General features: G+C 62.2%; 11 protein-coding genes. 8 read left to right on the plus strand and 3 right to left on the minus strand.

Annotated features, from left to right (window positions below; all coding sequences use genetic code 11):
• The first annotated feature begins 34 nt into the window (after window positions 1-34).
• Window positions 35-538: a GNAT family N-acetyltransferase gene (locus tag ACSBQQ_RS16165; RefSeq protein ID WP_033636872.1), complete on the plus strand. Its 504-nt coding sequence runs from the start codon at window positions 35-37 to the stop codon at window positions 536-538.
• Window positions 539-764: 226 nt separating this feature from the next.
• Window positions 765-2,372, plus strand: coding sequence for a GMC family oxidoreductase (locus ACSBQQ_RS16170; protein WP_060428757.1), 1,608 nt, complete (start codon window positions 765-767; stop codon window positions 2,370-2,372).
• A gap of 15 nt (window positions 2,373-2,387) precedes the next feature.
• On the opposite strand, the gene miaE is transcribed toward ACSBQQ_RS16170, so the two are convergent.
• Both miaE and rraB read right to left on the minus strand, forming a co-directional pair.
• Window positions 2,388-3,152, minus strand: coding sequence for a tRNA isopentenyl-2-thiomethyl-A-37 hydroxylase MiaE (miaE, locus tag ACSBQQ_RS16175; protein WP_060428758.1), 765 nt, complete (start codon window positions 3,150-3,152; stop codon window positions 2,388-2,390).
• A 180-nt stretch (window positions 3,153-3,332) separates the two neighbouring features.
• Entirely contained in the window at window positions 3,333-3,758 is a 426-nt protein-coding gene (gene rraB, locus ACSBQQ_RS16180) for a ribonuclease E inhibitor RraB (protein WP_004933365.1), read from the minus strand.
• 162 nt (window positions 3,759-3,920) lie between these two features.
• Here rraB and argF point away from each other — a divergent pair, with 162 nt between their 5' ends.
• The 6 genes from argF to ACSBQQ_RS16210 all read left to right on the plus strand — a co-directional run bounded on the left by argF (window position 3,921) and on the right by ACSBQQ_RS16210 (window position 12,151).
• Entirely contained in the window at window positions 3,921-4,940 is a 1,020-nt protein-coding gene (argF, locus tag ACSBQQ_RS16185) for an ornithine carbamoyltransferase (protein WP_060428760.1), read from the plus strand.
• Window positions 4,941-5,135: 195 nt separating this feature from the next.
• The gene (locus ACSBQQ_RS16190) at window positions 5,136-6,704 is read left to right on the plus strand and encodes an ABC transporter substrate-binding protein (RefSeq protein WP_060428762.1); all 1,569 of its coding nucleotides are present in this window, start codon (window positions 5,136-5,138) and stop codon (window positions 6,702-6,704) included.
• A 298-nt stretch (window positions 6,705-7,002) separates the two neighbouring features.
• Complete coding sequence (pyrB, locus tag ACSBQQ_RS16195; RefSeq protein ID WP_033636864.1) at window positions 7,003-7,938, plus strand: aspartate carbamoyltransferase; 936 nt, start codon at window positions 7,003-7,005, stop codon at window positions 7,936-7,938.
• Between the two features lie 12 nt (window positions 7,939-7,950).
• A complete protein-coding gene (pyrI, locus tag ACSBQQ_RS16200; protein WP_033636863.1) occupies window positions 7,951-8,415 on the plus strand; it encodes an aspartate carbamoyltransferase regulatory subunit in 465 nt (154 codons plus the stop codon).
• Window positions 8,416-8,572: 157 nt separating this feature from the next.
• On the plus strand, window positions 8,573-8,959 hold the full coding sequence (gene ridA / locus ACSBQQ_RS16205) for a 2-iminobutanoate/2-iminopropanoate deaminase (RefSeq protein ID WP_033636862.1): 387 nt from the start codon (window positions 8,573-8,575) through the stop codon (window positions 8,957-8,959).
• A 204-nt stretch (window positions 8,960-9,163) separates the two neighbouring features.
• Window positions 9,164-12,151 carry a non-ribosomal peptide synthetase gene (locus ACSBQQ_RS16210; RefSeq protein ID WP_060428764.1) on the plus strand — a complete coding sequence of 996 codons (2,988 nt, stop codon included), beginning with the start codon at window positions 9,164-9,166 and terminating at the stop codon, window positions 12,149-12,151.
• Window positions 12,152-12,187: 36 nt separating this feature from the next.
• Here the strand turns inward: ACSBQQ_RS16210 and ACSBQQ_RS16215 are convergent, their stop codons facing one another.
• Window positions 12,188-14,578, minus strand: a complete 2,391-nt coding sequence (locus ACSBQQ_RS16215) for a beta-N-acetylhexosaminidase (protein WP_039567705.1) — start codon at window positions 14,576-14,578, stop codon at window positions 12,188-12,190.
• Window positions 14,579-14,748 lie beyond the last annotated feature (170 nt).

A 14,748-nucleotide genomic window follows, 5' to 3' on the forward strand; every position in this document is an offset into this window, starting at 1 on the left:
ACGAACGTGGTCTCTTTCAATGGCGAGTGTAAACATGACAACAGCAACCCCGGCGCGCCTGCTGGTGCGCCCCATCACGGCGGAAGACAATGCCGCCATTGCTCACGTCATTCGCGAAGTCTCCGCCGAGCACGGCCTGACGGCGGATAAAGGCTATACCGTCTCCGATCCCAATCTGGACGCCCTGTATCAGCTCTACAGCCTGCCGCGCAGCGCTTACTGGGTGATCGAGGTAGACGGCCAGGTCGCCGGCGGCGGCGGCATCGCGCCGCTGCAGGGCGGCGCAGACGATATATGCGAATTGCAGAAGATGTATTTCCTGCCGGTGTTGCGCGGCAAGGGATTGGCGAAACGCCTGGCGCTGCAGGCGCTGGATTTCGCCCGCCGGCACGGCTTCCGCTGTTGTTACCTCGAGACCACCGCCAGCCTGACGCAGGCCGTTGCGCTGTACGAACATCTGGGCTTCGAACACATCGACCACGCGATGGGCGCTACCGGCCACGTCGATTGCGAAGTCACCATGCTGAAAACGCTGTAATCGCCCCCGCCTTCCCATCAGGGCGCAGCTTGCTGCGCCTTTTTTATTAATATCGCAATCAATCAGTAAAACTCGCTATAACGCCGTATTTCAAGCAGATAAACTGACGTTAAAAACCAATATGTAAATTTAATGTGAAGTTCGTTAATAAATTAACGATCGCAAATTGACCGCTTTTTCCCCCGCGTTACTCTGCCAGTATCCCAATCGCGCACGGAGAGCTGTCATGTCGGAAAATACCTTTGATTACATCATTGTCGGCGCCGGTTCCGCCGGCTGCGTGCTGGCGGCGCAGCTGATCCGCCGCACCCAGGCGCGGGTGCTGCTGCTGGAAGCCGGCGGCGACGACAATAACCTGTTCATCAAGATGCCGGCCGGCGTGGCCAAGATCATCGCCAAAAAGAGCTGGCCCTACGAAACGGAACCGGAACCGCACGCCAACAACCGCCGCATGCAGATCGCGCAGGGCAAGGTGCTGGGCGGCAGCAGTTCGGTCAACGGCATGATCTACCTGCGCGGCCAGCCGCAGGACTACGACGACTGGGCCGAGCGCTACGGCTGCGCCGGCTGGAGCTACCGGGAGGTGCTGCCTTACTTCAAACGCGCCGAGGCCAACGAAAGCCTGTCGGACGACTACCACGGCGCCGACGGGCTACTGCCGGTCAGCGAAAACCGCTACCGCCACCCGCTCAGCATGGCGTTTATCCGCGCCGGCCAGGAGCTGAACCTGCCCTATCGCAACGACTTCAACGGCGGCAGCCAGCACGGCGTCGGTTTCTACCAAACCACCACCCACAACGGCGAACGCGCCAGCACCGCCCGCACCTACCTGAAGGCGGTGCGCGACGAACGGCGGCTGGTGGTGAAACTGAACGCCCTGGCGCATCGGCTGACCTTCGAGGGCAACGTCGCCACCGGCGTGGTCTACAGCCAGAACGGCGGCGCGGAAGTGACCGCGCGCGCCACCAAAGAGGTGATCGTCAGCGCCGGCGCGGTCGGTTCGCCGAAGCTGCTGATGCTGTCCGGCATCGGCCCGCGCGACCACCTGCAGCAGCTGGGCATCGAGGTGCGGGCGGATCTGCCGGTGGGTAAAAACTTCCACGACCATCTGCACATGTCGATCAACGTCAGCACCCGCGAGCCGATCAGCCTGTTCGGCGCCGATCGCGGCCTGCAGGCGCTGAGCCACGGCGCGCAATGGCTGGCGTTTCGCAGCGGCGTGCTCTCGTCCAACGTGCTGGAAGGCGCCGCCTTCACCGACAGCCAGGGCGACGGCCGGCCGGACGTGCAAATCCACTTCCTGCCGCTGCTGGACAGCTGGGACGACGTGCCCGGCGAGCCGCTGCCGAACATTCACGGCTTCACGCTCAAGGTCGGCTACCTGCAGCCGAAGGCGCGCGGCGAAGTGCTGCTGCGCAGCAGCAACCCGCACGATCCGGTCAAGCTGCACGCCAACTACCTCGGCCACCCGGACGATCTGGCCGGCAGCGTGCGCGCGGTGAAGTTCGGCCTGGGCTTCCTGCAAACCGCGGCGCTGAAGCCGCTGATCAAGGATCTGCTGATGCCGCAGCCGGAGTGGACGCGCGACGAAGCGCAGCTGGAAGAGTTCGTGCGCAACTTCTGCAAGACGGTGTATCACCCGGTGGGCAGCTGCCGCATGGGGCCGTCGCCGCAGGACGCGGTGACCGATCCGCAGCTGCGGGTGCACGGATTTGAGCAGCTGCGGGTGATCGACTGCTCGGTGATGCCGCAGCTCACCAGCGGCAACACCAATGCGCCGACCATCATGCTGGCGGAAAAGGCGGTGGATCTGTTGCTGGGAGCGCCGCAGTAAGGGCGCGCCTCAACGTTAGGCGGCGGCGGGCACGCCGCTGTGGAAACGCAGCTTGCTGTCCGGCGACAGGATCAGTTCAGCTTCGAGGCGGCCGAAATGCGCCACCCGTTCGCTGATGTCGCCGCCGGCGATCTGTTCCGCCAGCGTCAGGTAGTCCTGATAATGGCGCGCTTCGGATCGCAGCAGCGAAACGTAAAAGCGGTTCAGCTCGTCGTCCAGGTGCGGCGCCAGTTTGGCGAAGCGTTCGCAGGATCGCGCTTCGATGTAAGCGCCGCAGATCAGTTTGTCGATCAGCGTCGCCGGATCGTGAGTGCGGATCTCGCGGATCATCCCCTTGGCGTAGCGGCTGGCGGTGATCTTGCGATACGGGATCCCGCGCGCCTGCATGATCTCCAGCACCTGCGAGAAGTGATGCAGCTCTTCCTTGATCAACAGCACCATGCGATCCGCCAGATCCTGGCCGTAGGCCGAGCCGTTTTTCGGCAGGATCTTGCGGATGAACTGGCCCTGGCGAAACAGCGTGTCCGGCGCGCCCTGCGCTTCGTGCAGAAACGCCTCGTAAGGGCGCAGCAGCGCCAACAGCGCGTCGCCGCTCTCTTTGTCCGCCACGTAGCGGCGGATCAGCCACATGCCGGTCTGCGCGGCTTTCAGCTCGCACACCAGGTGGTCGGTCAGCAACAGCTGCAGGTTTTCCGGACGGCGCGCGGCGTCGATCCAGGCGTCGGGCGTTTCACAGTGCAGGAAGCTTAAAATCGGGGCTAACAGGGATTGGTATGTCATCGGCTTAATTGCCCTAAGTATTTCAAGTTGCAGCTAGGCGGCCAGCTCACTCATCCCCAGGAGCTTACTCAGGTAAGTGACTGGGGTGAGAGAGTGCAGCCAACAACGCTGCAGCTTGAAAGACGACGGGGATATCAGGGGCCGGCGAGAGCCGGCCCACAGGCATTGATCGGAAAGGGATTAGTGGCGTTTACCGTCGTCGTCTTCGTCGATGTAGTCGCCGTCTTCGTCATCCTCACCGTCTTCACCGTTCGGATCTTCGAAGTAGGTGCCCCAGCCGTCGTAGTTGACGCCGCAGCGTTCCGCCAGCGCCACCAGCTGCTCGACCTGAGCGTCGATCAGTTCGGCGTTCAGGCCGACTTCGCTGATCACGTCGCAGCACATCACCAGCGAGCCGTCTTCCACTTCCAGCTCTTCGGCGTCGGTCACTTCGTAGCCCAGCTTGAAGGCTTCAACGGCGGCCTGCTCCAGAACCTCAAATTTCTCGGCGGACAGATGGTGCTCGATGGTGTAGAGCGCGTCCGGATCGCTGCCGTCTTCCAGCAGTTCTTCGATGATCAGGCGGGTCTCTTCACGTTGTTCTTCCAGCAATTCGCGGTTTGCCATGCCTATATCCTCAAGTCAAATGGCCTTCATTCCTTCTATTTTCACACACCGCCGACGTTGCTTCCACGATAAACGTGAAAGATTTCCTCGCTGGGGTTGAATTTGAATATTCATACATATAAAGTGAATTTTAATTCAATTAAACAATCAGGGAATCGGACTATGAGCACCGGCAATGCGTTCTACCAACGTCACTTTCTGAGGTTAATGGATTTCACCCCCGCCGAGCTGCAGGCGCTGCTGAAACTGGCGGCCGATCTGAAGCAGGCCAAGAAGCAGGGGCAGGAACAGCGCCGGCTGCAGGGCAAAAACATTGCGCTCATCTTCGAAAAAGACTCGACCCGCACGCGATGCTCTTTCGAAGTTGCCGCATTCGATCAGGGCGCGCAGGTCACTTACCTCGGCCCGAGCGGCAGCCAGATCGGCCATAAGGAGTCGATGAAAGACACCGCCCGGGTGCTGGGCCGCCTGTACGACGGTATTCAGTATCGCGGCTACGGCCAGGCGCTGGTGGAAACCCTGGCGCAGCACGCCGGCGTGCCGGTGTGGAACGGCCTGACCGACGAGTTCCACCCCACCCAGCTGCTGGCGGATCTGCTCACCGTGCAGGAGCACCTGCCGGGCAAGGCGCTGAGTGAAGTGAAGCTGGCGTACGTCGGCGACGCGCGCAACAACATGGGCAACACGCTGCTGGAAGCCGCCGCGCTGGCGGGCATGGATCTGCGGCTGGTGGCGCCTAAGGCCTGCTGGCCGCAGCCGGAGCTGGTGGCCGAGTGCCAGGCGCTGGCGCAACAAACCGGCGCGAAACTCACCCTGACCGAAGACATCGCCGAAGGGGTGCAAGACGCCGACTTCCTCTACACCGACGTGTGGGTGTCGATGGGCGAACCAAAAGAGACCTGGCAGGAGCGTATCGCGCTGCTGCGGCCGTATCAGGTCAACATGGCGATGCTGAAGCTGACCGGCAACCCGAACGTGAAGTTCCTGCACTGCCTGCCGGCGTTCCACGACGATCAAACCACGCTCGGCAAGCAGATGGCGCAGCAGTACGATCTGCACGGCGGCATGGAAGTGACCGACGAGGTGTTCGAATCGGCGCACAGCGTGGTGTTCGATCAGGCGGAAAACCGGCTGCACACCATCAAGGCGGTGCTGATCGCCACGCTGAGCGAAACCCTCTGACAGTCCTCCCCTCCGCCCTGGCGCCCCCGGCCAGGGCGGCTAATATATTCCTGGAATATCAAATAGCGGATTGACCTTTGCCCGCCGCCGGCAAAGGTTCTACCGTGACAGGCCGACGGCGCTCGCGCCGTGAAAACCAACGATAACAAACCGTTCTCAGCGCCGCCTGGCGGCGCCTTCAGGGGATACACACCGATGAAAGCCAAACTCTTGCCGCTGTTCCTGCTCGCCGCCCTGCCCGCCGCCGCGTTAGCCGCCACGCCACCGAATACGCTGGTGGTGGTGCAATCGCTGGATGACATCGTCAGCCTCGATCCGGCGGAAGCCAACGAACTCTCCAGCATCCAGACGGTGCCCAGCCTGTACCAGCGGCTGGTGCAAGCGGATCGCGACGATCCGGCCAAGGTGGCGCCGGTGCTGGCGGAAAGCTGGCAGAGCGACGCTGCAGCCAAAACGCTGACGGTGAAACTGCGGCCGCAGGCGGCGTTCGCCTCCGGCAACCCGCTGACCGCCGACGACGTGATTTTTTCCTACAGCCGCGCGGTGAAAATGAACAAGTCGCCGGCGTTCATCCTCAACGTGCTCGGCTGGCAGCCGGACAACATCGACGCGCAGCTGAAGAAGATTGACGAACATACCGTGCAGCTGCGCTGGACGGCGGACGTCAGCCCGGCGGTGGCGCTGAATATCCTCTCGACGCCGATCGCCTCGATCGTCGACAGCAAAGCGGCGCTGGCCAACGTCAAAGACGGCGACTTCGGCAACGCCTGGCTGAAAATGCACTCCGCCGGCAGCGGCCCGTTCAAGATGCGCGTCTATCAGCCGCATCAGGCGATCGTGCTGGACGCTAACCCCACCACGCCGGGCGACAAGCCGCAGCTGAAAAACATCATCATTAAAAACGTGCCGGATCCGGCCACCCGCCGCCTGCTGATCCAGCAGGGCGACGCCGATATCGCCCGCGAACTGGGCGCCGATCAGACCGACACGCTGAAAAACCAGCCGGGCGTCAAGGTGCTGGAGATCCCGTCCGCCGAGCAAAACTACCTGGTATTCAACACCGGCAACGGCACCAATCCGCTGCTGAACAACCCGGCGTTCTGGGAAGCGGCGCGCTACCTGGTGGATTATCAAGGCATCACGAAGGATCTGCTGAAGGGCCAATACTTCGTGCACCAGAGCTTCCTGCCGGTCGGGCTGCCGGGCGCGCTGGAGACCAACCCGTTCAGCTACGATCCGGCCAAGGCGAAAGCCATCCTGGCCAAGGCGGGCATCACCCACGCCGCCTTTACGCTGGACGTGGAGAACAAGCCGCCGTTCATCACCATCGCGCAGGCGCTGCAGGGCAGCTTCGCCGCCGCCGGCGTGAAGGTAGAGCTGCTGCCGGCGGCGGGCAGCCAGGTTTACTCCCGCGTGCGCGCCAGGCAGCATCAGGCGGCGATCCGCCTGTGGATCCCGGATTACTTCGACGCCCACTCCAACGCCAGCGCCTTCGCCTATAACGACGGCAAAAGCAGCACGGTAGCCGGACTGAACGGCTGGCAGATCCCGCACTTGAACCAGCAGACGCTGGCGGCGCTGGCCGAAGCCGATCCGGCCAAGCGCCGCGCGCTGTACACCGCCATGCAGCAGGAGCTGCAGCGCAGTTCGCCTTACGTGTTTATCGATCAGGCCAAAACCGAAGTGGTGCTGCGCGACAACGTCAAAGGCTACCAGCAGGGGCTGAACGCCGACATGGTCTACTACGATCGCGTCAGCAAATAGCCGGCGGGCGGCCATCGCCGGCCAATCGATTGCGGGGCGGCAAAAAACGGTGTTTTAGCGCTTGCAGTAGCGAAAAGCGCGAGTATAATGCGCCACAATTTGCCAGGAGAAAGCATGAAAAACGACGTTTGTTTTGTTAGCCACAATCGACAAAACCGACTGCCTATCGGCGGCCAGCTGCCGTTGTTTCTCCTGTTGCTAAACCGATCGTTTCAAGCCCCTCATTGAGGGGCTTTTTTTTGCCTTGAGAATATCCCAAAGTCCCGCGCCACGGGCACGCGTCGAGGAGGAGTGAAAAATGGCCAACCCGCTGTATCACAAACACATCATCTCTATTAACGATCTCAGCCGCGAGGATCTGGAGCTGGTGCTGCGCACTGCCGCCGGTCTGAAAGCCAACCCGCAGCCGGAACTGTTGAAACACAAGGTGATCGCCAGCTGCTTCTTCGAAGCCTCGACCCGTACCCGCCTGTCGTTCGAAACCTCGATGCACCGCCTCGGCGCCTCGGTGGTGGGCTTCGCCGACGGCAGCAACACCTCGCTCGGCAAGAAAGGCGAAACCCTGGCCGACACCATCTCGGTGATCAGCACCTACGTGGACGCCATCGTGATGCGCCACCCGCAGGAAGGCGCGGCGCGCATGGCCGCTGAATTCTCCGGCAACGTACCGGTGCTCAACGCCGGCGACGGCGCCAACCAGCACCCGACCCAGACCCTGCTGGATCTGTTCACCATCCAGGAAACCCAGGGCCGCCTGAGCAACCTCAGCATCGCCATGGTCGGCGACCTGAAGTACGGCCGCACCGTGCACTCGCTCACCCAGGCGCTGGCCAAGTTCGAAGGCAACCGCTTCTACTTCATCGCCCCGGACGCGCTGGCGATGCCGGCCTACATCCTGAAAATGCTGGAAGAGAAAGGCATCGAGTACAGCCTGCACAGCAGCATTGAAGAAGTGGTGCCGGAGCTGGATATTCTCTACATGACCCGGGTACAGAAAGAGCGCCTCGATCCTTCCGAGTACGCCAACGTGAAAGCGCAGTTCGTGCTGCGCGCCGCGGATCTGGCCGGCGCGCGCGCCAACCTCAAGGTGCTGCACCCGCTGCCGCGCATCGACGAGATCGCCACCGACGTGGATAAAACGCCGCATGCCTACTACTTCCAACAGGCGGGCAACGGCATCTTCGCCCGCCAGGCGCTGCTGGCGCTGGTGCTCAACGCAGATTTGGCTCTTTAAGGGGGAACCGCCATGACTCACGACAACAAACTGCAGGTCGAAGCGATCAAATGCGGCACGGTGATCGACCACATTCCGGCGCAGATCGGTTTCAAACTGCTGACGCTGTTCAAGCTGACCGCCACCGACCAGCGCATCACCATCGGCCTGAACTTGCCCTCCAACGCGCTGGGCCGCAAGGATCTGATCAAGATCGAGAACACCTTCCTGACCGAGCAGCAGGCCAACCAGCTGGCGATGTACGCGCCGAAGGCCACGGTGAACCGCATCGACAACTATGAAGTGGTGCGCAAACTGACCCTCAGCCTGCCGGATCACATCGACGGCGTGCTGACCTGCCCGAACAGCAACTGCATCAGCCGCAGCGAGCCGGTGGCGTCGAGCTTCAGCGTGAAGCCGCGCGACGGCGAAGTGCACCTGAAGTGCCGCTATTGCGAGAAAGAGTTCGAGCATCAGGTGGTGTTGCAGGCCGACTGAATTCTGCCCTTTTAACGGGAGCGGCGCTGTTAATCTGCGCGCCACTCCCTATAATGGGTGCCTGAAAATAACTCTACCCACGTTGCTACCCACCGAATTTCAAGCTGCGGCCGACCGCGCGGCGGCGTGAAAGACAACGGGTCTATCAGGAGAAAACATGTCACGTAATATCAGCACTGAACTCGCCCCGGCAGCCATTGGTCCTTACGTGCAGGGCGTTGATCTGGGCAGCATGATCATCACTTCCGGCCAGATCCCGGTCGATCCGAAAACCGGCGCCGTCGCCGACGACGTGGCCGCTCAGGCGCGCCAGTCGCTGGAAAACGTCAAAGCGATCGTCGAAGCCGCCGGCCTGATCGTTGCCGACATCGTGAAAACCACCGTGTTCGTGAAAGATCTGAACGACTTCGCCACCGTTAACGCCGCGTACGAAACCTTCTTCACCGAGCACAGCGCGCCGTTCCCGGCCCGCTCCTGCGTGGAAGTGGCGCGTCTGCCGAAAGACGTGAAGATCGAAATCGAAGCCATCGCCGTGCGTCGTTAATCGACACGCACGCGAATGACGGTCAGCTTCGGCTGGCCGTTTTTATTGGTAAGAATTTTATTAATCCAATTAATTTATAGCGATAGCGTAATACCGCTCACATTTACAATCCCACAATAAAAATACGCCTATAATTATTTCTCACCCGGCCGGGTCATTGCTGTTTCATTTCGTTCACTCCGTGAATAATGACAGGAGATAACCATGGCACCTAGCGTATTGGATTATTTTATCCAACAAGCTTCCCGTTATCCGGAAAAAACCGCCGTCGTCGGCGATAATAAACATCTGACCTACCGTCAATTGGATGAAGCCAGCAGCGCACTGTGCACGCGCCTGAAACAGGAAGGGGTTCGGCCCGGCGATGCCGTGCCGCTGGTCGCGCAGCGCACGGTGGAATTGCCGATCGGCATGATGGCGATCGCCAAGGCCGGAGCCTGTTATATTCCCATTGACGCCCGCTATCCCGAACGGCGCATTCGCAATATTATCGAACAAAGTGGCTCGCCGATAATCCTCTTCAGCAACCATGACGCTCGTGTAAATATCGACAACCTCCCGCGCAAAGTCCTTTCCATTGATAATATTTCCCTGACTAAAGTTTCCATAACTGTATTTTCCCCTCCGCCCTCCGATGCGCTTGCCTATATTATTTTCACCTCCGGCACCACCGGCGCGCCCAAAGGCGTCATGATCGAACACCGTTCGCTGTTAAACCTGCTCCTCTGGCATAACCAACGTTTCGCGATGGATGAACACAGCCGTTCCACGCTGATTGCCGGCGTCGGTTTTGACGTGGCGCAATGGGAAATCTGGGCGCCGCTGATCTGCGGCGGCACCCTGTATCTGCCGCACGAGGAGACCCGCCTGCAGCCGGACGCATTGCTGGCCTTCTTCGCCCGGCATCGCCTCACCCACGCCTTTGTCCCTACGGTATTGGTGCCGGAGGTCATCGGCGCGCCGCAGCCCGCCGGGCTGGCGCTGAAATACCTGTTCACCGCCGGTGAAAAGCTGAATCCGCTCGAGCTGCGCGGCATCGGCTATGCAGTGGTGGATTACTACGGCCCGACGGAGGCCACCATCTTCGCCACCTGCAACCGCGTGCGCTGCGCGACGCAAAACCCGCCGTCCACAATTGGCCGGCCCATCGCCGATACGCAGGTATTCATCCTCGACGAGCGCCTACGGCCGGTAACCGACGGCGAACCTGGCGAGCTCTGCATCAGCGGCCTCTGCCTGGCGCGCGGCTACCTGAACGCCCCGCAGCTGACCGCCGAGCGTTTTGTCACTTCGCCGCACGTCGGCGGCCAGCGCTTGTACCGCAGCGGCGATCGGGCGCGCCGCTTGCCTGACGGCCGCATTCAGTACCTGGGGCGCCTCGACGCCCAGGTCAAAATCCGCGGCAATCGCGTGGAACTCGGTGAAATCGGCAGCCTGATGACGCAGGTCTCCGGCGTAAAAACCGCCATCGCCCTCGTCAATCAAACGGACAATCCGAGCGACAAGCGGATCCTGGCGTTTTTGACCGGTGAAGATCCCGGCGGCGATCTCATTGCACGGGTTAAACGGCAGCTTCAGGATCAGCTGCCCGCCTACTCTCTGCCCGCCGAGTACCGGCATCTGGCTCGGTTGCCGATCAACGCCAACGGTAAAATCGACCAGGCGGCGCTGTTGGCCCTGGCGCCCGAGGCTCGGCCGGCCCCTGCTGAACCGCTCGACGGCCACCAGCGGATCGTCGCCGATCTGTGGCGCAGGCTGCTGAAAATCGATCATATCCGCGCCGACGATGATTTCTTCGCGCTGGGCGGGCATTCGCTGCTGGCGGCAAACCTGGCAAACCAACTGGGTAAAGCGTTCGCGGTCAAAACCTATGTGCGTGATATCTATGCATACCCGAACCTGACGACGCTGGCGCAGGCGATGAAGCAACGCCAGGGACAAGAACAAACGCCTGAATCTCAAGACGGCGAGCCGGCACGCGCCTTGCTGGATGAAGTGTATTTGCCGTCGGATCTCGTCATCGATCCGACGTTCGATGCGCGGCAAATCAGCGCGCCGCGCGCCATTTTGCTGACCGGCGCCACCGGCTTCGTCGGCGCGCACCTGTTGGCCGATCTGCTGCACACCACCGACGCCGAGCTGTACTGTCTGGTGCGCGACGGCGCCAAACTGCCGCCGAGACAGCGGCTGGAGGCGGTGCTGCAGCGCTACCGGATCGCGTTGAGCGCCGGGCAGCGTGCACGCCTCCATATCCTGCCCGGCGACGTGGCGGAACACCATTTCTCGCTGGCCCCGGCGGCTTACCGGGTGTTAAGTCAGGATATCGATCTGATTTACCATTCGGCCAGCGCGGTGAATTTTATCCAGCCTTACGCCTACATGAAGCGCGACAACGTGCAGGGCCTGCGGGAAATCATTCGTTTCGCGGCGCATAGCCGCACCAAGCCGCTGATGCTGCTGTCGACCATCTCCGTTTACAGCTGGGGGCATCTGCACACCGGTAAGCGGGTGATGCGGGAAAGCGACGATATCGATCAAAACCTGCCGGCGGTCAGCCGCGATATCGGCTACGTGCGCAGCAAATGGGTGATGGAGAAAATCGCCGATCTGGCGGCGAAGCAAGGCCTGCCGCTGATGACGTTCCGCCTGGGCTACGCCACCTGCCACAGCCGCACCGGCGTCAACGCCGATTACCAATGGTGGGGGCGGCTGGTGAGAACCTGCATCAGCAGCGGCACGGTGCCGGATTTACGGGATCTGCGCGAAGGGTTGACCACCGTGGATTACATGACCCGGGCCATCGCCCACGTCTCTCGCAACCCGCAGGCGCTGGGGCAGAAATTCAACCTGATCCATCAAGGTGACAATAATCTGACGCTGCGTGAGTTTTTCAGCCTGCTGGAGCGCGAGTTCGGTTATCGCTTTCATCCTCTGCCCTTCGCAAAGTGGCGAGCCCAATGGGAAAACGACAGCGACGCGCCGCTGTACCCGCTGCTCAGCCTGTTCAAGGATCCTATGGTGGACGAGCTATCGACGGTGGAGCTCTATCAAGACACCTATCGGTGGGACTGCCGCAACCTGCAACGCTTCCTGCAGGGCAGCGGCATCGATGAGCCGCGCTTCACCCGCCAGCTGCTGCTGAATTACCTGCAGCACGCCATCGGGTATGCGCCGCTGTCGCTTCGGGCGTAACGAGACCGGGGCTCAGCTGGCCGAGCCCCGTCACCCTCACTCCGTTTTAAGCCCCCGCAGCAGCGCCTCCAGCGGGTACACCGCCGCAATCACCACCTCGTCGCGCGTCTGCGCCGCCGCATCCAGCTGGCGCTGCGCTTGTTCGGCCTCGGCCCGGCTCAGCGGTTTGGCCTGCTGATGGCGATCCAGCAGCGTTAAGCCCAGCGTGGCCAAAGCATCGACGTCCTGCGCCACCGGCGCCAGATCGCGCAGCGTGCGGTTGCCCGCGATCGCCGTCTGCAATGCCGCGCCGTTCGCCTGCCAGCGCTGCAGCCGTTCGCGCAGCGCCTGCGCCGCCGCCTTATCGCGCTTATCCTTCAACAAGGCCGCGACCTGTGCCTGCATGTCGCGCACCGCGCCGCTCTCCGGCGGTAGCGCATCGGCAAAGCGGTTCAGCGGTTCGAACTGGTGATAGTTGCTGGCCTGGAACTTCAGGTGCTGGCGGGTGTAATACTGTGCCGGCTCCACCGCCTCGGCCAGGATCTGCAGCGGCACGATCTGCACGCTGTTGCTCAATCGGGTGAATTCGCGCGCCGTTTCCACATGCTGCTGCAGGCCGACCGACACCACCGACCAGGCGTCGATCGCCGCCAGCCGCCGGTACATGTTGTTTTCGTCGGTGACGTCCTGCGCCGACCACAGCCGCTCCGCCACCGCGAAGGCGCGCGGCCACAGCTTGAGATCGAGAAGCGGCGCGCGCACGTTTTCCGCCCACAGCGCCGCTTCACCGCCGAGAATGTTGGCCTGCCCCTTCTCGTCCGGCACCACCGGCATCTTGCCCGCCGGCACCGCCGCCAGCTTGTCGCCGCGGGTGGGGTAACGCACGTTGCCGACCAACGTATAGCCGCTGAGCTTGTCCTGCTGCAGCGTGAACACCGGCCGCGTGTCACCCATCCAGGTATCGACGCGGAACGTCACCTGCTGCGGCGTGCGCCAGACGATGTCGTGCACCGCGCGGCGCGATTTGCCGTTGAAATCGATAAAGCCGCGCCAGCCCTGCTTGCCCTCGATCAGCGTGAAGCTGCCCTCCACCGCGCTGCCCTTCAGACGCGGCATGCTGAAACGCCAGCTTTGCGCCTGCTCGCCGGGCTGCACCGCCGTCTCGACCCCCAGCGGCTGCGGCAGAATTTCATTGCGGTAGTGATAGGCGGTGCTTTGCGGCTGATCGAGGTAGAAACCGGTGGAGAGGATGCCCTGATAGCCGTCCTGCGCGCTGGCGCCCAGCGAGTCTTGCCCCTGCCAGGACTGAATGACGATCGAGCGCGGCAGCGACGGATGGTAGATCTCGTCCCAGCCAACCATCTGCCGCTGGTGCTTCTCGAGGATCTTTTCCAGCTTCTGGTTGAAGTAGGCCTGCAGCGCATGGGTATCCGCCAGCCCGTTCTTCTGCATAAACGCCTGAATCGACGGCGACGCCCGCCACTGGCTGGCGTCCACCTCGTCGCCGCCGATATGCAGATAAGGATCGGGGAAGATCGCCGCCAGCTCGCCGACGATTGTGTCGACAAACTGATACACCTCGTCGCGGGTCGGATCGAGCGTCGGCTTATGCACGCCCCACTCGCGCTCCATCCGATACGGCCCCGGCGCGCTCATCAGGTCGGGATAGGCCACCGCGATGCTGGAGGCGTGCCCCGGCATGTCGATCTCCGGCACCACGCGAATGCCGCGCGCCGTGGCGTAAGCCACCACCTGCCGCATCTGCTCGCGGGTGTAGAACTGGCCGTCGCTGGCCTGCTGTTGCAGCTTGGGATAATGCTCGGAGGCAAAGCGCCAGCCCTGATCGTCGGTCAGGTGCCAGTGGAACACGTTAAGCTTGGCCGCCGCCATGCCGTCGAGCTGGCGCAGAATGTCCGGCAGCGGCAGGAAATGACGCGCCGAATCCAGCAGCACGCCGCGCCACGGAAAGCGCGGCACGTCGCGGATATCCACCAGCGGCAGGAAGGTATTTTGCCCGTCGGTCTGCAGCAGCTGCAGCAGGGTCTCCATGCCGCGCAGCGCGCCGAAACGCGTGTTGGCGGTCAGCGTGGCGCCCTGCGGCGTGACCGCCAGCCGGTAACTCTCATCGCTGCCCGGCAGCGGCTGCGCCGCCACCCGGTCCTTGATCACCACCTTGATCGCCGCGCCGTTCGCTTCTTCCATCGGCACCAGCGTCCAGCCGGTCTGCAGTTCGATGCGCTGGCGCCAGCGCGGCAGCGCGTCGCCCAGATCGTCGCCCTGCAACGTCAGAGACAAACGGTGATCCAGCACCAGCTTGCCCGCCGGTTGCGTCACTTCCACCTGCTGCGGCCAGGGCATCAGCGGCAGATCGCCGGCCGGCTGCGCCAGCGCGCCGCAAGAAAACCATAACGATGAAGCCAGTAGCGTATAACGGAAAGGTCTGTGCATCGGAAATTCCTCAGAGGAAAAAAACAAAATATCCCCAATGAATTTCAAACCACCGCTAGGCGATAAACAACAACGCGGTGGCTTGAAAGGCGCAGGGGAAAACAGCCAACGCTGTAGATAAAGACTCAGCCCAGAACAGATGTCCAACCGTTGCGGTGAAAAAGCGGACG

It is taken from the genome of Serratia sp. G204Y (genome assembly GCF_051172435.1).
Classification (GTDB): Bacteria; Pseudomonadota; Gammaproteobacteria; order Enterobacterales; family Enterobacteriaceae; genus Serratia; species Serratia sarumanii.